Raw genomic sequence first — 18,203 nt, forward strand, 5'->3', positions numbered from 1 at the left:
AGCGGTCGGGGCGCGCGCCTGGCGGGCGTCAACTACTGGATGGCACCGGGGTGTTGTAGCCGTGGCTCCGCAGGGACCCGCGCGCGCCGTCGAGGATGAGGCGGGCCTGGTCGAGGGCGGCTGCTTCCGAGGCGGCGCGGAGGAAGAGGTAGAGGTGCACGCCGTCGTCCGAGGACCTGGCACGGACGTGCTCAAGTCCGTTCTCCGTTGCAGCGTGGGCCCAGATGAGGTCGGTGAGGAGTGCGAGGACGGCGGGGAAGGCAGGGCCGTGGTGCGGGCCTTCGAGGGGGGCGCGGACGACGCGCACGCTCGTCAGTCCCAGTTGATGCTGCCGTCGGAGGACAGCTGGACCGTGTCCCAGTTGATGCTGCCGTCGGCGAGCACCGGCACCGTGTCCCAGTTGATGCTGCCGTCGGAAGCGCTGGGGTGCTGCTGGGCCTGGGCTCCCGCAGGGGCGGCGGCCACCGGGGAGGCGCAGACGGCCCCGATCGCGGTGACGGCGCAGAAGGCGGCGGCGACAGCGGCCGAGCGAGCGGTGCGGGCGGTACGGAACATGCGAGTCCCCTTGGTCGAAGGTCGGGAGGCGAGGCGTCCGGTGCGGTGAGCCGCTCCGCGGGCTGTACCGGACCGTCTTCGCGGCTCCGGACCGGACCGGGGGCTGCCGCCCCGCCGTTCCGGTGGTCACCATGCTGCTGTCCCCCGCACACGGGGGGAAGGAGTTCTGCCTGTCACCAAGGGGACTGGCACGTTGGTGACAGAGTGCGTCTACGATCGCTGGCAAGGGCCGCTCGCGGGGGGTGGCCGAGCACGGCTGGGGGCTGGAGCATGCTGCAGGCACTGGGGCTGGGGGCCGCCGTGGAGGCCGTCTACCGGGGGCTGCTCGCCGACCCTTCGGGAGGGATCGCCGAGCTGAGCGCACACCTCGGCCTCACCCAGCAGCAGGTCCGCGACAGCCTCGACCAGCTCGCCGACCTCGGTCTCCTCAGGCCGTCACGGGACTGTCCCGGTACCTTGCAGGCAGTGCGGCCGGAGCTGGGACTGGAAGTGCTCCTGACCCGCCAGGAGCAGGAACTGGTCCGGAAGCAGCAGGAGTTGGAGCAGAGCAGGGCCGCAGCCGCACGGGTGGTCTCCGAGTTCGCGGTGCTGGGCCCGAACGTCGAGGTCGACGGCGCGGAGCGGCTCGTGGGGATGGACGCCACCCAGAGCCGGCTCGAACAGCTCGCCCACGGACTGACCCGGGAGTGCCTGGCGATCCTGCCGGGCGGCGCACTCTCGGAGGCCAGCCTGGAGGCCTCCCGCCCGCTGGACGAGCGGGCACTCTCCCGCGGCATCGAGATGTGCTCGGTGTACCAGGACAGCGCCCGCAACGATCCGACGACGCTGGCCTACGCCCGCTGGCTGACCGAGCAGGGCGGCCAGGTGCGCACCAGCCCGCTGCTCCCGCCGCGCCTGCTGGTGTTCGACCGTACGGTCGCGGTCGTCCCCATCGACCCCGGCAACTCACGCCTGGGCGCCCTCTGCACCAGCGCACCCGGCATCGTCGCCTCACTGGTCACCCTGTTCGAGCAGACGTGGGAGGCCGCCGTCCCCCTCGGAGCGGACCGCCCCCGGGCCGGCGAATCACGGCCCACCGGCACCGAGCTGGAACTGCTGCGACTCCTGGCCTCGGGCATGACCGACGAGGCGGCGAGCAAACGTCTCGGAGTGTCGCTGCGCACCGTCCGGCGGCAGATGGCCGCGCTGATGGAACGCCTGCACGCCACCAGCCGCTTCGAGGCGGGCCTCAAGGCGGCGCGGGAGGGCTGGCTCTGACGGAGCCCGGCTCCGGGCGATCCCGTCAACGACGCCGACCCGGCTCCGGCCGCGCCGACGGCAACAACGGCTCCGGCAGCGCTCACTGAGCACCCGTCAGCTCCGACCGGCCGACGTGCCGAGCCGCGGGCAGCGCAGCCTGCGGCCGGTGGGGGCACCGCGCCGTGGCGGGCCGGTCGGTGCCTGCTCAGCCGCGCAGGCGTTCCAGGCAGGCGTCCAGGTCGAGGTGGTCGCTCTCGCTGCCGAGCGGGACCAGCGCGAAGGCGTCCTCGAGGAACGCCTCGACCCGCGCGGCGGGCAGGCCGAGCACGGCGTGGCCGGCCGCGCCGCGCAGCTCGACCAGGACCAGGCCGTGCGGCCCTGGGGCGATCAGGATGTCGCCCTCGCCGGAGGGGACGCGGCGGCCCCGGGCCAGCAGGTCACGGGCGAAGGTCCAGCAGACCGGTGGCTCGCCGCCGGTGAACGGGCGGCCCGGGGAGACCCCGAGGTAGACGGCGTAGGGGAGGGCGGTGTCGAAGGTGAGGCGGCCCTCCAGGGGTGGGACGGTGTGCGGTCCGCTCAGCACCCGGACGGTCAGGCTCAGCGTGGTGGTCCTGGACGTGTCCAACGCTCCCCCTCGGGACGGGCGGGGCGGCCGGACCCTGCGGGGCCCGGCCGCCGTCTCGCTGTGCGGCTGCCCCGTACCGGGCCAGGCCACACCGTCGGGTGGGGGTCTTCGGGTGAGCGACCGTCAGATCCGGACCGTGGCGGCCACGACGGTGACGTCGGACGGGACGGAGCCCCAGGTGCTCCAGGTGAGACCGGTCGGGAGGGTGTCCAGACCGGCGGCCGGCGGGAGGCCCGGGTGGTAGGCGGTGACCCGGAGCGGGAGGCCGGGGCCGCCGGTGAGGCGGAGGTCGACGGTCAGGCCGTCAGCCGGGACGGTCCAGGCCACGAAGCCCCACTTCCAGGGGCCTTCGGCGTCGGGGCGGTTGGTGCCGCCGTGGACCTCGGCGCCGAGCACGGTGGCGCCCAGGACCTGGTGGGTGGTCAGGTCGGCGTAGACGCCGAGGTGCGAGGTGCCGGCGCCGGGGGCGATGTGCAGCCGGACGGTGCGCTCGCCGCCGGAGGTGGCGGTGCCGAGCGGCGTGACGGTGACGGCCGGGACGGGGGGCTTCACGTCGGGGGCGGGGGCGACCAGGGTGTCGGAGCCGCCGGTCGGCGAGGTGGGGAACTCGCCGCGCAGGTCGGCCCGTCGGGTGCCGGCCACGGCGCTGGTCCAGGCGGGCGGGGCGGAGTCGGCGCTGACCCAGCGGGCCCCGTGCTCGGCGTCCCAGAAGTAGGCCAGGCTGGTGTGGGCCGGGTGCTCGGCATCGGTCACGTCCACCCGCAGGCCGACCCCGAGCAGGGCCAGACCGGCCGCCAGGGCGACCAGCGAGGTCCAGCCGCCGGTGCGGCGCGGGAGCGAGCCGAGCAGCGGCAGGGCGAGGGCCAGCAGCACGGTGAGCAGGATCAGCGGGACGGCCGCCTGGGCCAGGCCGAGGGTGGGCAGCACCAGCACCACGATCGGGATCAGCAGGGTGACGGCCGGCAGCGCGGCAGCCGTGGCGCCGAGGGCGAGCCAGCCGGGCTCGGCCCGGCCCCAGCGGACGGCGGCGGCCAGGCCCGCGCAGCCGAACAGCAGCGGCCAGGCGAACAGGTAGGAGGCGCCCGGTGCCAGCAGGGTGGTGACCACCGTGAGCAGCGCGGCCCAGACCCAGACCCCGAGGGCGAGTTGGGCGGTGCTCACCCGGCGGCGCAGCAGCAGGTACCAGCCGAGCACCGCCGCCGCGAGCAGCAGCGTGAAGGCCGCCCGGAACCACGAGGGCCGGTAGGTGTCGCCGGTCATGAAGCCGCCGTACTCGGGCCGGACGGCGCACAGCAGGGCCCAGCCGCCCGCACCGACCAGCACGGCGGCCGCCAGGGTGAGCGGGAACGCGGCGGCGGCGCCCAGGGTGCCGCGCAGCGGGACGCCGTGCCGGCGGGCGTACCCGAGGGTGAGCAGGAGGGCCAGCACGGCCAGGGCCGCGACCACCGGCACCAGGGCCTGCGGGTAGTGCACCAGGAAGCCCAGCGCGGTGAAGTAGGTGTCCCGGCCGTCGGGCAGCGCGCCGAGGTCCCGGCCGGCCAGCTCGCGGGCGGCGGCGAGCACGCCCTCGCCCTGGTGCTGGAGGGTGTCGGCGTCGAGGTTGGCGACCGAGTCGGCGGTGGTGTGGTAGCGCGCGGAGCCGTCCACGAAGGCGAAGTTGAGGCCGGTGAAGCCGCCTTCCTTGAACTCGCTGAAGTCGGTGTCGTTGGGCAGGAAGCGGTAGATCTCGTCGGCCAGCGAGGTGGCGATCGGGCGATCGGCCGCGCCCAGCGCGCCGAGCACGCCCCGGTTCCGCTCGCCGGATTCGAACATGATGGAGGGTCCGGTGGAGCCCCGGGCCTCCAGGTTGAGCACCACGCTGCGGGCCGGGTCCAGCGCCTTCGCGTCGACGAAGGCGCTGGCGCCGAGCAGCCCGGCCTCCTCGCCGTCGGTGAACACCACGTCGATGTCGTTGCGCGGGGCGCCGTCGGCCCGCAGGGCGCGGACCACCTCCAGGATCGCGGCGACGTTCACGCCGTCGTCGGAGGCGCCGGGGCCGGCCGGGACGGAGTCGTAGTGCGCCACCAGCACCACGTGGCCGGTGGGGTCGGTGCCGGGGAAGCGGGCGTGCAGGCTGGCCACCTCGGCCACCCCGGCGGTGCCCTTGCCGTTGCGCGCCACGGTGCTGGTCAACACCTCGGTGGTGCCGCCGAGTTCGGTGAGCCGGCCGGTCAGGTAGGTGCGGGCGGCGGCCGCCGCCGGGCTGCCGATCGGGTGCGCCTCCCGGCCGACCTCCCGGGCGTCGGTGAGCGCCCGCCCCGCCGAGAAGTCCCGGGTGGGGGCGGAGGCCGGACGGGCGTCCGGCGGTTGCAGGGTGACCAGGGTGAGCGCGGTCAGCAGGGCGACCAGCAGCAGGGCGAGCAGCCCGGCCCGGCGCGGGGCCCCACCGGTCGGCGGGGGTGGTGGCGACGGCCGGTCCGGGGCGCCGGTGACGGCCTCGGGGACGACGTGCGGTGCTGCGGTCATGGCGCGCTCCGTGGGGGCGAGGGGTGGGGGCCGGGCTGACGGTGGCTCAGGCGGTGCGGGGCCGGCAGTCGGCCAGCCGGACCGGACCGGCCATCGCCACCACCACCTGGCGGGGCCCCTCGAAGGGCTCGCGGCTGTGCGCCATCCGGAGGTTGTCCACGATCAACAGATCGCCGTCGCGCCAGGGTTCGCGCTGGGTGAGCGAGTCGTAGACCGCGTTGATGCTCCGCACGACGGCGGGGTCGATCCGCTCGCCGTTGCCGTCCAGGCTGTTGAAGGGCAGGCCGTCCTCGCCGAACTCCAGGGTGAGGAACTCGCGGACCGCCGGGTCCAGGGTCCACTCGTTGAGGAAGGCGATCTGGTTGAACCAGCCGCGCTCGCCGGTGATCGGGTGGTGCAGCACGGCCGGGCGGTGCTGGCTGGTGCGCAGCGTGCCGTCGGCCTCCCACCGGGCGGTGATGCCGTGGTCCCGGCAGTAGGCGTCCACCTCCTCCCGGGTCCGCGCGCCGAAGGCCTCCTGCCAGCCGACCCCGACCAGGCCGTTGTAGGTGCGGGCCAGCGTCCAGCCCTCCCGCTCGAACTTCGCCACCAGCTCGGCCGGCAGGGCGGCCAGCACCTCGCGGGAGTCCGCGACGGCGGTGGCGCCTCCCTCGGCGGGGGCCCGCAGGCAGCCGAACAGCATCAGGCTGGGGAACTCGTCGGCGTAGCTGAGCTCGTGGTGCATGCACATCGGCTGGTCGGGCGGCCACTCGGAGGAGCCGTAGGTGCCCTCGGCGAGCACCTGGCGGGGGGCGAAGCCCTCCCGCTCGACCACCGGGGCCGCCCCGAGGGCGCGGGCCACCGCCGTCACCTGGGCGGCCTCGGTCAGGCCCAGCCCCCGGACCAGCACCGCCCCGTCGGCCGCGATGACGGCCCGCAGCGCCTCGGTGTGTTCGGCCACCCAGCGGGCCGCGCCGCCCGGCTCGACGGCGTCGGCCAGTACCACCGGGGGGCGCCGGTCGGCCCGGGTCACCGCGAGGGCGGTCGGGGCCGGGAGCGGGGCGGAGCTGTCGGCCGGGGCGGTGGTGCGGCCGTCCAGCAGGGCCGCGAGCGCGGCGAGCACGGGGGTGGTCACCAGGTCCTGGAGGGAGAACCAGCGGTCGTTGGCGATCACCATCCGGACGGCCGAGAGCGAGCTGCCGCCCAGGCCGTAGAAGTCGTGCTCGCGGCGGATCTGCCCGACCGGGATCTTCAGCGCCTCGGCCCAGGCGCCGGCCAGCCGGCGCTCGGTCGGCGTGGCGGGCTCGGTCGACTCCCCGTCCGCCGGGGCGAGTTCGTCCACCAGCCGGGTCAGGGCCTTGCGGTCGGTCTTGCCGTTGTCGGTCAGCGGCAGTGCGTCGAGGCGGTGGCAGAGCGCCGGCACCATGTACTCGGGCAGCTGCCCGGCCAGTGTCTCCCGGACCTGCCCGGCGGTGGTGGCGGGCCGGGCGGCGTAGAAGCCGACCAGGCGCTTCTCCCCGGACGGGGCGTCGACGACCACCACGGCGGCGTCCGCCACACCGCCGATCCCGAGCATCCGGTTCTCGATCTCGCCGATCTCGATCCGGAAGCCGCGGATCTTCACCTGGGCGTCCCGGCGGCCCGCGAAGCCCAGTGTGCCGCCGGGCAGCCAGCGGCCGAAGTCGCCCGAGCGGTAGAGGCGTTGACCCGGCCGGTACGGGTCGGGCAGGAAGGCCAGCCGAGTGCGCTCCGGGTCGTTGATGTAGCCGCGCCCGACACAGACGCCGGAGAACACGATCTCGCCCGGCGAGCCGAGCGGCACCAACTCCAGCCGCTCGTCCACCACGTAGACCCGGACGTTGCGGACCGGGCGGCCGAGCGGGACGGCGTCCTGCGGCGGGACGGCCCGCATCACCTCGTGGTTGGTGTCGTCCGAGGTCTCGGTCAGACCGTAGGCGTTGGCCAGCGCGATCTGCGGGTAGGCGGCGAACCAGCGGGTGACCAGCTCCTTCTTCAGCGCCTCGCCGGTCGCCGAGACGATCCGCAGCCGGCCCAGCGGTCGCGGCGCCAGCTCCAGCTGGGAGAGCACCAACTCCAGGTAGGACGGCACGACTTGGAGCACCTCGACGTCGCCGCTGACCAGCCGGTCGAGGTAGCGCGGCACGTCCAGCACCGCCTCCTGCTCGACGATCAGCGTGCGACCGCCGACCAGCAGGGCGGCGAGCAGCTGCCAGAGCGAGATGTCGAAGCACTGCGGCGCGGTCTGGGCGACCACCTGGCCCTCGGTGATCCCGAGGTCCTCGATCTTGGCGTAGAGGTGGTTCAGCATCCCCTCCTGCTCGCACATCGCGCCCTTGGGCGCCCCGGTGGAGCCGGAGGTGAAGTAGACGTAGGCGAGCGAGGCCGGCCCGACGGCGGTCTCCGGGTCGGTCGACGCGTGCTCCTCGGCGTACAGCTCCGCCACCGTGAGCGGGGCCGGCAGGCCGAGCGCGGCCAGGGCCGGGAGCAGGTTGGCGGTGCTGCCCCGCTCGGTGAGGACGGTGCGGGCGCCGCTGCCCGCCAGCACCGAGCCGATCCGCTCGGCCGGGAAGTGCGGCTCCAACGGCAGGTACGCGCCACCGGACTTGAGCACCGCGAGGACGGCGACCAGCCAGTCGAGGTCGCGCTCGGTGACCACCGCCACCACCTCCTCGGGCCGCAGCCCCCGGGCCAGCAGGGCACGGGCCACCCGGTTGGCGCGGGCGTTGAGCTCGCCGTAGGTGAGCGTCCGGTCCAGGTGGACCACGGCGACCCGGTCGGGGTGGAGCCGTACGCGCTCCTCGAACAGCTGGTGGAAGCGCCGGTCCGGGAGCTCCCGCCGCTCCCCCGCCAGGCCGTCCAGCTGGAGGGCGGTCTCGGCCTCGGAGAGCAGCCGCACCGAGCGGTGGTCGGCTGACGGGTCGTCGGCCAGCGCGGCCAGGGCGCGTGCGTAGTACCCGGCCAGCCGCTGGGCGTACTCGGCGCCGACGGCGCTCGTCCGGTGCGTCAGGCGCAGCCGGAGGGCGCCGCCGGACCGCTCGAAGGAGACCCGGAGCACCTCCTCGGCGGCCGGTGCCCCGACCGTACGGTCCGGGCCGGTGCCGGCCGAGCCGGTGCTGTCCAGGCCCGTGCTGTCCGGGCCGGTGCTGTCCAGGCCCGAGGTGTCGAGCACGACCTCGAACGGCCGGTGCCCCGGGCCGAGTTCGCGCAGCACCTCGGCGACCGCCTCGGCCGCCGCCCGCTCCTCCCCCGGCCGCACGGCCGGGGCACCGGCCGCCTGGCCGACCAGGCGGCGCCACGGCCCGTCCGGCACCGCGACGCGCACCGGCAGCACCCAGCCCGACCGAACGCGGCCGGTGAGCAGGTCGCCCTCCCCCGTCACCGCCGCGAGCACCTTGGCGTGCACCGCCAGCAGCAGGTCGGCGAGGCCCGCCGACCACTGCCCGGCGAGCTCACCGAGCGCGGCGGCCACCGGCCCGGGGACCTCCGACGTCAGCTCGCCGAGGGCCGGCTCCCCCGCACTCCCCGGCCAGCGGGGAAGCGGTGAGCCACCGACGTCCGACAGCACGGAGCGCCAGTACTCGTGCGCCTGCTGGGCCATACCGAACCTCCACGGGGTCCTACGGAAGGAGTGCTGGGTGCTGGGGTTGCTACTGCCGGATGGCGATCGCCTGGGCGGGGCAGAGGTACGCGGCGTCGCGGACCGCCCCGTGCGCGTCCTCGCCGGGGTTCTCGTCGAGCAGGGTCACGATGCCGTCGTCGTCCTGGGTGAAGACCGTCGGTGCCGTGAACGAACAGCGCCCGGACGTGACGCACAGGTCGGGCTGGATCTCGATCCGCATGCTGGGCTCTCCCTCGCAGGTGTGGTGCCGGGTGGTGGGGTGACGGGGGCTCAGAGGCCGGTGCTGCCGTCCAGCAGCTCGCGGATCGCGTCGGCGTGGCCGTTGTGCCGGGCGGTCTCCTCGACCATGTGGACCAGGACCCACCGCAGGTCGACGGTGCCCAGCTCCTCGTTGGGCACCGCCCGGCCGAGGTCGGGCGTGGCGGCGGTGATCTGCCGGCTGCGCTCGCAGGCCGCCAGGTAGTGGGTCACCACCGACTCGGTGCTGTCCGCCTCGGTGAGCTCGAAGGTCTCGCCCCCGCCGTAGAGGTAGGGCTCGTCGCTGCCCGCGTACTCGATGGCGAACCAGCCCTGCTCGACCTCGGTGAGGTGCTTGACGATGCCGAGCAGCGAGAGCCCGGACGGCAGCACCACCTTCCGCAGCTGCTCGTCGCCGAGCCCGGCCAGCTTGCGCAGCAGGGTCGCCCGGTGCCAGTCCAACCAGCCGGTCAGGGCAGCCCGTTCACTGCCGGCGCCGGGCGGGTCGACGCGTTCGGTCGGGATCACGAAGGACATCCGGCCCTCCTCTCTTCGGTGACGGATCGGGACGGGCGGCTACGCGTCGCGCTCGCCGAGCATCCGGGCGACGTCCTCCTCGGACAGCGTGCCGACCAGCAGCACCGTGGCGGCGGCGGCGTCCACGTCCACGCTGGCCTCCCGGCCCGCCTCGGCGAGCAGCGCGGCCTGCTGGGCGACGGTCGGGGCGTCGAAGACGGTGCGCAGCGGCAGGTCGATCCGGAAGGTCTCGCGCAGCAGCGAGACCACCTGGGTGGCGTGCAGCGACTGCCCGCCGAGCTCGAAGAAGTGGTCGTGCACGCCGATGCTGTCCACCGGCAGCACCTCCAGCCAGACGTCCCGGACGACCTTCTCGACCGGGCCGCTGGGCTCGGTGTAGGCGGTCGCCAACTCCGGTCGTTCGGTGCCGACCTCGGGCAGTGCGGCGCGGTTCACCTTGCCGTTGGGCGAGAGCGGCAGCGCGTCCAGGCGGACGAACACGGCGGGCACCATGTAGTCCGGCAGGGTGCGCCGCAGGTGGTCGCGGAGCCCGGTGACGCTCGGGCCGCCCTCGGCCGGGGCGACGTAGTAGGCCACCAGCCGCTTGCCCGCGCCGTCGGCGGCGGCCACCACCACCGATCCGGCCACCGCCGGGTGCCGGTTGAGCGAGGCGGTGATCTCGCCGAGCTCGATCCGGAAGCCGCGGATCTTCACCTGGTTGTCGATCCGGCCGAGCAGCTCGATGGTGCCGTCGGCGCCGAACCTCGCCAGGTCGCCGGAGGCGTACAGCCGCTCGCCCAGCGGCACGCCGGGGATGGCGTACGGGTTGGGGACGTAGCGCTCGGCGGTCAGGCCCGGGCGGCCCAGGTAGCCCCGGGTGATGCCGGTGCCGCCGTGGTAGAGCTGGCCGGGGACGCCGACCGGCACCAGGCGCATCAGCTCGTCCAGGATCAGCGCCTGGGCGTTCCCGGTCGGCTTGCCGTAGGGGACGCTGCTCAGGCCCGCGTCGGCCTCGGTGACCTGGTGCTCGGTGGCGTAGATCGAGGTCTCGGTCGGGCCGCCCATGTTGAAGTGGCGGATGTTCGGGAAGACCGCCCGGGCCCGGCCGGGCAGGCCGATCGGGAGGACGTCGCCGACGTTCAGCGCGAGGTGGATGGCCGGGCGGGTGCCGCCGGTCCGCTCCAGTTCGGTGACCAGGGCGTCCAGCATCGCCGGGACGGAGACCCAGACGGTGACACCGTGCCGGTCGATCAGGTCCAACAGGTAGGCGGCGTCCCGGAGTTGGTCGTCGTCGGGCAGGATCACCGTGGCGCCCAGCGAGAGCGCGGAGAACAGCTCGAAGACCGAGACGTCGAAGCTCACCGAGGACATGCTGATCAGCCGATCGGTGTGGCTCATGCCGTAGCCGGTGCTGACCGAGACCACGGTGCTGACCAGGCCCCGGTGCGGCACCGCGACGCCCTTGGGGCGGCCGGTGGAGCCGGAGGTGTAGATGACGTTCGCCAGCCGGCCCGGGTCGTTGTCGGCGGGCACCCGCTCGGTGCTGCTGCCGAAGTCCTCCAGGGCCAGCACCCGGGTGGTGCGGCCCTCGCCGCCGGCCACCTCGCCGGTCTCCGGGTCGACCGGCAGCAGGCCGATCAGCTCGCGCTGGGCCAGCACCACCACGGGGGCGGAGTCGGTCAGCATGTGGGCCAGGCGCTCGGCCGGGTAGCCCGAGTCCAGCGCCACGTACGCACCGCCGGCCTTCAGCACGCCGAGGATGCCGACCGCCAGCTCCAGCGAGCGGCGGGCGCAGATGCCGACCACCACGTCGGCCCCGACACCGAGCTCGCGCATCCGCTGCGCGACGGCGTTGGCCCGCTCGTCCAGCTCCCGGTAGCCGATCGCTCCGCCGGGCCAGCGCAGCGCGATCTCCTCGGGCCGCTCGGCCGCCTGACGCTCGAACAGCTCGTGAAGGCAGACGTCCGGCACCTCCCGACGGGTGTCGTTCCACTCCACCAGCAGCCGGTGCTCCTCCGCCTCGGTGAGCAGCGGCAGCTCGGAGAGCCGGGCCCCCGGACGCCGGACGGCGGCCGAGAGCAGCACCTCCAGGTGGCCCCAGAGCGCCCGCACGGTGGCCGGGCCGAACAGGTCGGAGTTGTACTCCAGGAAGCCGCCGATCCGGTCCTCGCCGGTCCACAGGTGGACCTCCAGGTCGAGCTGGGCGGCGCCCCGGCCGACGTGCAGCGGGGAGACCTCCAGGCCCTCGAAGGCCGGGGCCGGGACGGGCGCGTTCTGCAGCACGAACATGGTCTGCACGACCGGGTTGTAGCTCAGGTCGCGCGGGACGCGCAGCTCCTCCACCAGGCGGCCGAACGGCAGGTGCCGGTGCTGGATGCCCTCCGCCGTCACCAGCCGCACCCGGTCCACCAGTTCGGCGAAGCTCGGGTCGCCGGCCAGCGAGGTGCGCAGCGGCACCGCGTTCACGAAGCAGCCGATCAGCCCCTCGGTCTCCGGCTCCCGGGTGGAGGCCGGGGTGCCGACCACGATGTCCTCGCTGCCGGTGTAGCGGTGCAGCACGGCGTCGAAGGCGGCGAGCAGCACCATGAACGGGGTCGCGCCGCTGCGCCGGGCGTACTCCAGGACCAGCCGGGAGACCTCGGGGGTCAGCGCGACGTTCTCCAGCTCGCCGCGGAACGCCTGGGAGGCCGGGCGCGGCCGGTCGGTGGGCAGCTCCAGCAGTTCGGGGGCCCCGGCCAGCTGGGCCCGCCAGTAGGAGATCTGCTCCTCGGCGAACGCGCCGGTCAGCCGCTCGCGCTCCCAGACCGCCAGATCGCCGTACTGGACCGGGAGTTCGGGCAGCTCGGCGGCCCGGCCCGCCAGCTCGGCCGCGTAGGCGGCGGACAGCTCGGCGAGCAGGATGCCGACCGACCACATGTCCGAGACGATGTGGCTGACGGTGATCAGCAGCACCTGGTCGTCCTCGGCCGACCGGTACAGCGAGAGCCGCAGCAGCGGGCCGGTGGCCAGGTCGAACGGCCGGGCCGCGTCGGCGGCCAGCAGGGCCGTCAACTCCGCCTCGGCGTCCGCCCGTTCGCGCAGGTCGGTGACGGCGATCGGGGTGGGCACGGTCTCCGCGACCAGCTGCACCGTCCGGCCGTCGATCTGGCCGAAGGTGGTGCGCAGCGCCTCGTGGCGGCCGACCACCACGGCGACCGCGCGCTCCAGCGCCGCGACGTCCAGCCGGCCGCGCAGCCGCAGCCCGAGCGGGACGTTGTAGGCCGCGCTGTCCGGCACCAGCTGGTCCAGGATCCACAGGGACTCCTGGGCGAAGCTGGTGGGGAAGATCGCGGACGGTTCCGCAGTCATGGCTCTCTCCGTTCTCGGCACGGGGCACCAGCGCACGGCGCTGGGACGGGTGGGGCGGTACTGCTGGGACTGCACGGACTGCTGGCGGTGCTGGTGGTGCTGTGGGTCCTGCGGGTCCGGTACGCGGAGGGGGTGGGTCCGGCCGGACCGGCTACGCGGGATCGGCCGACTTCGGCACATCGGCATCCGGCCCGGACGCCTTCGGCCCGCCGGCCGGCCGGCGCATCGCCTCCGGCAGCCGCAGTCGGCCGTCGGCCGTCCGGGTGCCGGTGTAGGCGCTCCGGTCGACCCGGGTGACCGGCGCCGCCGGGGCGGCCTGGGCGGGGGTGCCGGCGGCGGCCAGCTCGCCGATCAGCGCGGCGACCCGGGAGACGGTGATCTCACCGCCGAACAGCTCGCGCAGCGGGAGCTCGACGCCGTACCGGTCGCGGACCCGCAGCGCCAGCCGGGCCACCATCAGCGAGTGCCCGCCGAGCGCCAGCAGGTCGTCGTGGCGGCCGATCCGGGGCAGCTCCAGCAGCTCGCCGACCAGCCGGGCCAACCACTGCTCGTCCTCGCCCACCGGTTCGGCGTACTCGCCGCCGAGGCCGCGCACGGCCTGGTCCACGCTCGGCTCGGGCAGCGCGGCCCGGTCGACCTTGCCGTTCGGGGTGAGCGGCAGCGCGTCTGCGGTCACCAGGAAGGACGGCACCGCGTACCCGGGCAGCCGGTCCCGCAGCAGCGCCAGCACCGAGCGGGTGTCCACCGTGCCGATCCCGTCGGCGGCCACCAGGTAGGCCACCAGCCGGAGTTGGCCCGCGCTGTCCGGGCGGCCGAGCACCACGGCCCGGCGCACCTGCGGGTGCTCCTCGATCGCCGCCTCGACCTCGCCGGTCTCGATCCGGTGGCCCCGGATCTTCACCTGGTGGTCGCTGCGGCCGAGGTACTCCAGGCGGCCGTCGGCGGTGGCCCGGGCCAGGTCGCCCGAGCGGTAGAGCCGCTCGCCGGCCCGGGTCGGGTGCGGGACGAAGCGCTCGGAGGTCAGGCCCGGACGGCCCAGGTAGCCCCGGGCCAGGCCGGAGCCGCCGACGTGCATCTCGCCGACGCCGCCCGCCGGGACGGGCTCGCCGTCCTCGTCCAGCAGCCGGATCTCGGTGCCGGGCAGCGGGCCGCCCAGCGAGATCCGCCCGGTCGGGTCGGTGATCTGGAAGAAGGTGCTGTGCACCGCCGTCTCGGTGATGCCGTAGAGGTTGGCCAGCCGGGTGCGCGGGTCGCCGTGGGCCACCCAGTCCGCCAGGTGGGCGGCCTCCAGCTTCTCGCCGCCGAACATCACGTGCCGCAGCCGGCTGCCGGCCAGCCACTCCCGGCCGCCCGCCGTCAGGTGGGCGAAGACCGCCGGGGTCTGGGTGAGCACGGTGACCCGGTGCTCGCGGACCAGCTCCCAGAGCTTCTTGGGGTCGTGCACCGCCTCCGGCGGGACCACCACCAGCGTGCCGCCGGTGGTGAGGGGCGCCCACAGCTCCCAGACCGAGTAGTCGAAGGAGACCGAGTGGAACAGCACCCAGGCGTCCCGGTCGTCCACGTCGAAGAGCGAGACCGCCCCGAGCACGCTGGCCAGCCCCCGGTGCTCCATCTCCACGCCCTTGGGGCGGCCGGTGGAGCCGGAGGTGTAGATGACGTAGGCCAGCCGGTCCAGGCTCGGCTCCGGCAGCTCCACCGGCCCTGCGGGCGGGGCGGATTCGGCCAGGTCGAGCACGGTGGCGGTGTGCGGCGGCAGCGCCGCGCCCAGCTCGCCGCGGGTGACCACCACCCGCACCCCGCTGTCCCGCAGGATGTGGTCCAGCCGGTCGGCCGGGTAGCCCGGGTCCAGCGGCACGTAGGCGCCACCGGCCTTGAAGACCGCCAGCACCGCCACCGCCCACTCCGGCGAGCGGTCCAGGCAGAGCCCGACCAGCTGCTCGGGGACGACCCCGGCCTCGACCAGCCGGGCCGCCAACTCCTCAGCCCTGGAATCCAGTTCGCCGTAGCTGAGCCGGCCGCCGTCCCAGGACAGCGCGGTCCGCCCGGGGGCCTGCGCGGCCTGCTCGGCGAACTGCTCGTGCGCGGGGCGGAGCGGGCCGGGCAGCTCGGGGCCGGTCAGCACCGACTCGGTGTGCGGACGGTGCAGCGCCGCCAGGCTGAGCCCGGGGTGCTCGACCGCCACCGCGAGCAGGTCGGTCAGCTGCCCGGCCAGCCGGGCCACCGTCGCGGCGTCGAACAGGTCGGCGTCGTAGTCGAAGGTGCCCGCCAGGCCGTCGGCCACCTCGCCCATGGTCAGCGTCAGGTCGAACAGCGGGACCAAGTCCGGGCGTTGCACGGTGGTCAGCCGCAGCCCGGCGAAGTCCACCGCGCCGTCCGCCAGGCCGAGCGCGAACCGGGCCAGCTGCCGCTTGGGGCCGCCGCCGAACTGCTGGAGCGCGAAGACCGCCTGCACCAGCCGGGGCACCCCGGGCACCCGGGCCGGGCGGAGCCGCTCGACCAGGGTGGCGAACGGCATGTCGGCGTGCCGCAGCACCGCCGCCGTGGTGTCCCGGGTGACCCGCAGCACCTCGGAGAAGGTCTGCTCGGGACGGAAACTCCCGCGCACCGGAAGCATGTTGACGAAGTATCCGACCGTCTCCGCGTCCCGGCCGGCCGACCGCCCGTGGGTCGGCGTACCGACCAGCACCTCGGACGAGCCGCTGGCCCGGCTGAGCACCAGCTGGTAGGCGGCCAGCAGCACGTCGTGCAGGGTCACCCCGTGGTCCCGGGCCAGCGCCTTGATCCCGGCCGTCAGCGTCTCGTCCAGCCGGACGGCGTGCCGGGCGCCGCTCGGGCGGCGGTGGGCCTGCCGGGGGCGGTCGGCGGGCAGCGCCAGGGTGGTCGGCGCACCGGCCACCTGCTGCTGCCAGAAGGTGAAGAGCCGCTCCCCGGCGGCGCCGGTGAGCGCCTCCTCCTGGGCGGCGGCGTGCGCCAGCCCGCTGCGGACCACGGCCGGGGCGGGCAGGGCGCGGCCTCCGGCGGCGGCCCGGTAGAGCCGCTCCAGCTCGCGCAGCACCACCTCCATCGACCAGAGGTCGGCGACCAGGTGGTGCACCGCGAGGTGGATCCAGTGCTGCTCGGCGGACCGGGTCAGCACCCTGATCCGGAACAGCGGCCCGGTCAGGATGTCGAACGGCTCGGCGGCAGCCGCGCGCAGCAGCTCCTCGACGGCCGCGTCGTCCAGACCGGCCACCTCCGTGTGCTCGAACTGCGGTGCGCCGTCCGGGTGGACGCGCTGCACGGCCTCGCCGTCCACGACCGGGAAGCTGGTCCGCAGCGAGGCCTGGCCGGCCACCAGCGCGGTGGCGGCGGCGCGCAGCGCCGCCACGTCCAGGGCGCCGGAGACGGCCGCGTTCACCGAGATCACCTGGGCCGGGCTGTCCGGGTCGAAGCGCTCGCCGAACCAGAGCGAGCGCTGACCGGCCGTCAGGATGTGGTCGCCGACCTCACCGCCCGGGCCGGTCGCCGGGGCGGCCGGAGCTGCCGGCGCGGCGCCGACCGGCGCGGCGGCCAGCTCGGCCGCGCTCATCGCGAGCACGTCCTCCGGGTCCAGCTCCACCCGCAGCCGCTCGCGCAGCCGGTGCGCCAGCCGCACCCCGCTGATCGAGTCCATCCCGAGCTCCACCAGCGGCCGGTCCGGGAGGACCTCGGCCACCGGGACCTCCAGCAGCTCGGCCACCTCGGCCAGCACCTCCTCCAGCACCGCGCCGTCCGCGACCAACCCCAGGTCGGCGGCCCCCGCACCGGCGGCCGGCTGCGCGCTCCCGCTCTCGGCCGCAGCCGCCGCCCGCCCGTCGGTCTCCGGGCAGCCGCGCAGGTCACTGCGGAACAGCACGGCCAGCTCGCCGGCCGCGAGCGCGTCCCGGGTGCCGCTGCGCCGGACCTTGCCGCTGGAGGTCTTCGGGAGACTGCCCGGCTTGATCAACACCACCGACAGCGGCCGGAGTTCGTGCACCCGGGCGATGTCGGCCCGGATCCGGTCGGCCGCCGCCGCCAGGTCGGCGCCGCGTGCCTCGCGGTGCACCTCCTGCACCACCACCAGCTCCTCGGCACCGTCGGCCGTCACCGCGAAGGCGGCGGCACCCTGCCGGCCCAGGGCCGGATCGGCGCACTCGGAGGTGTGCTCGACGTCCTGCGGGTAGTGGTTGCGGCCCCGGATGATGATCAGGTCCTTGAGCCGCCCGGTCACGAACAGCTCGCCGTCGGTCAGCCGGCCGAGGTCGCCGGTGCGCAGGAAGCGCGGGCCCTCGGTGCCGGCCAGGGTGGCGCCGAAGGTGGTCTCGTTCAGCTCGGGCCGGTTCCAGTACCCGGAGCTGACGCTCGGTCCGCTCACCCAGATCTCGCCCACCTCGCCGGCCGGGCGCAACTCCCGGGTCTCCGGGTCGACGATCTCCACCCGCTGCCCGGCGGCCGGCGGGCCGGAGCTCACCGCCGCCCGCTCGTCCGCCCGGTAGACCGAGCCGACCGGCTTGCCGGACACCATCAGGCTGGACTCGGCCAGCCCGTAGCAGGGCGAGAGCGCGGTGGCCGGGAAGCCGGAGCCGGCGAAGGCCTCGGCGAACCGGCGCAGCGTGGAGTCCCGGATCGGCTCGGCCCCGTTGAACGCCACCCGCCAGCTGCTCAGGTCGAGCTGCGCCCGCTGCTCGGGGGTGATCCGGTCGACGCAGATCTCGTAGCCGAAGTTGGGGCTGCCGCTCGCGGTCCCCCGGTAGCGACTGATCGCCTCCAGCCAGCGGTACGGGTCCCGGACGAAGGAGACCGGGGACATCGTCACGCAGTGGCCGCCGCAGTAGACCGTGCCGAGCACGCTGCCGATCAGACCCATGTCGTGGTACATCGGCAGCCAGGAGACCACCGTGGTGGTGGCGTCGGTGCCGAACTGGGCGCTGATCACCTCGGAGTTGGCGATCAGGTTGCGGTGGGTCAGCACCACGCCGCGCGGGTCGGCGGTGGAGCCGGAGGTGTACTGGAGGAAGGCCACCGTCTCCGCGTCCGCCTCGGGGTGCTGCCACTCCTCGGCCAGGTCGGGCTCGACCAGGTCGGTGGCGATGTGCGGCATCAGGGTCAGCGAGGGAGTGCGCTCGGCGATCCGGGCCGCCAGCGCGGAGGTGGTCAGCGCCACCGAGGAGCCGGAGTCCATCACGATCGTCACCAGCCGCTGCACCGAGGCCGGCTGCCGGGTCGGCGGGTAGGCCGGCACCGCCACCACGCCCGCGTACAGGCACCCGAAGAAGGCCGCCACGTACTCCGGCCCCGAGGGGTAGAGCAGCAGCGCCCGCCCGCCGGACAGCCCCTCGGCCCGCAGCCGGACCGCGATCGCCCGGGCCCGCCGGTCGAGTTCGGCGTAGCTGAGCACGGCGGGGGCGGTCTCGTCGTCGTCCGCGAGATGGGTGAACGCGGGGGCGTCCGGGCTGCGGTGCGCGGCCCGCCGCAGGACGTCGATCCAGGTCGACGGTGCGGGCTCCACGGACGAAGGATCGGGCATTCCGGCCTCCTCAGGCTTTCGTTCGGCTCTCTGGA

At 75.0% G+C, this 18,203-nt stretch carries 10 protein-coding genes; 1 reads left to right on the forward strand and 9 read right to left on the reverse strand.

What is annotated here, in order from left to right; translation table 11 throughout:
- Positions 1-28 precede the first annotated feature (28 nt).
- Positions 29-307 carry a hypothetical protein gene (locus ACIRBX_RS26285; protein ID WP_402300057.1) on the reverse strand — a complete coding sequence of 93 codons (279 nt, stop codon included), beginning with the start codon at positions 305-307 and terminating at the stop codon, positions 29-31.
- Positions 308-312: 5 nt separating this feature from the next.
- Complete coding sequence (locus ACIRBX_RS26290) at positions 313-555, reverse strand: hypothetical protein (RefSeq protein WP_402300059.1); 243 nt, start codon at positions 553-555, stop codon at positions 313-315.
- A gap of 270 nt (positions 556-825) precedes the next feature.
- Here ACIRBX_RS26290 and ACIRBX_RS26295 point away from each other — a divergent pair, with 270 nt between their 5' ends.
- On the forward strand, positions 826-1,812 hold the full coding sequence (locus ACIRBX_RS26295; protein ID WP_402300060.1) for a LuxR C-terminal-related transcriptional regulator: 987 nt from the start codon (positions 826-828) through the stop codon (positions 1,810-1,812).
- Positions 1,813-1,999: 187 nt separating this feature from the next.
- Here the strand turns inward: ACIRBX_RS26295 and ACIRBX_RS26300 are convergent, their stop codons facing one another.
- The 7 genes from ACIRBX_RS26300 to ACIRBX_RS26330 form a co-directional block, all read right to left on the reverse strand.
- Complete coding sequence (locus tag ACIRBX_RS26300) at positions 2,000-2,419, reverse strand: SsgA family sporulation/cell division regulator (RefSeq protein ID WP_402300062.1); 420 nt, start codon at positions 2,417-2,419, stop codon at positions 2,000-2,002.
- Between the two features lie 123 nt (positions 2,420-2,542).
- A complete protein-coding gene (locus ACIRBX_RS26305) occupies positions 2,543-4,924 on the reverse strand; it encodes a M20/M25/M40 family metallo-hydrolase (RefSeq protein WP_402300064.1) in 2,382 nt (793 codons plus the stop codon).
- Positions 4,925-4,970: 46 nt separating this feature from the next.
- The gene (locus ACIRBX_RS26310) at positions 4,971-8,522 is read right to left on the reverse strand and encodes an amino acid adenylation domain-containing protein (RefSeq protein ID WP_402300066.1); all 3,552 of its coding nucleotides are present in this window, start codon (positions 8,520-8,522) and stop codon (positions 4,971-4,973) included.
- 49 nt (positions 8,523-8,571) lie between these two features.
- Positions 8,572-8,763, reverse strand: a complete 192-nt coding sequence (locus ACIRBX_RS26315; RefSeq protein ID WP_402300068.1) for a ferredoxin — start codon at positions 8,761-8,763, stop codon at positions 8,572-8,574.
- Positions 8,764-8,813: 50 nt separating this feature from the next.
- Positions 8,814-9,317 carry a DinB family protein gene (locus tag ACIRBX_RS26320; protein ID WP_402300070.1) on the reverse strand — a complete coding sequence of 168 codons (504 nt, stop codon included), beginning with the start codon at positions 9,315-9,317 and terminating at the stop codon, positions 8,814-8,816.
- 39 nt (positions 9,318-9,356) lie between these two features.
- A complete protein-coding gene (locus ACIRBX_RS26325; protein WP_402300072.1) occupies positions 9,357-12,644 on the reverse strand; it encodes an amino acid adenylation domain-containing protein in 3,288 nt (1,095 codons plus the stop codon).
- A 151-nt stretch (positions 12,645-12,795) separates the two neighbouring features.
- A complete protein-coding gene (locus tag ACIRBX_RS26330; protein WP_402300074.1) occupies positions 12,796-18,168 on the reverse strand; it encodes an amino acid adenylation domain-containing protein in 5,373 nt (1,790 codons plus the stop codon).
- Between the last annotated feature and the right edge of the window lie 35 nt (positions 18,169-18,203).

The sequence above is a fragment of the Kitasatospora sp. NPDC096147 genome, from assembly GCF_044763225.1.
In the GTDB taxonomy this organism is placed as follows: Bacteria; Actinomycetota; Actinomycetes; order Streptomycetales; family Streptomycetaceae; genus Kitasatospora.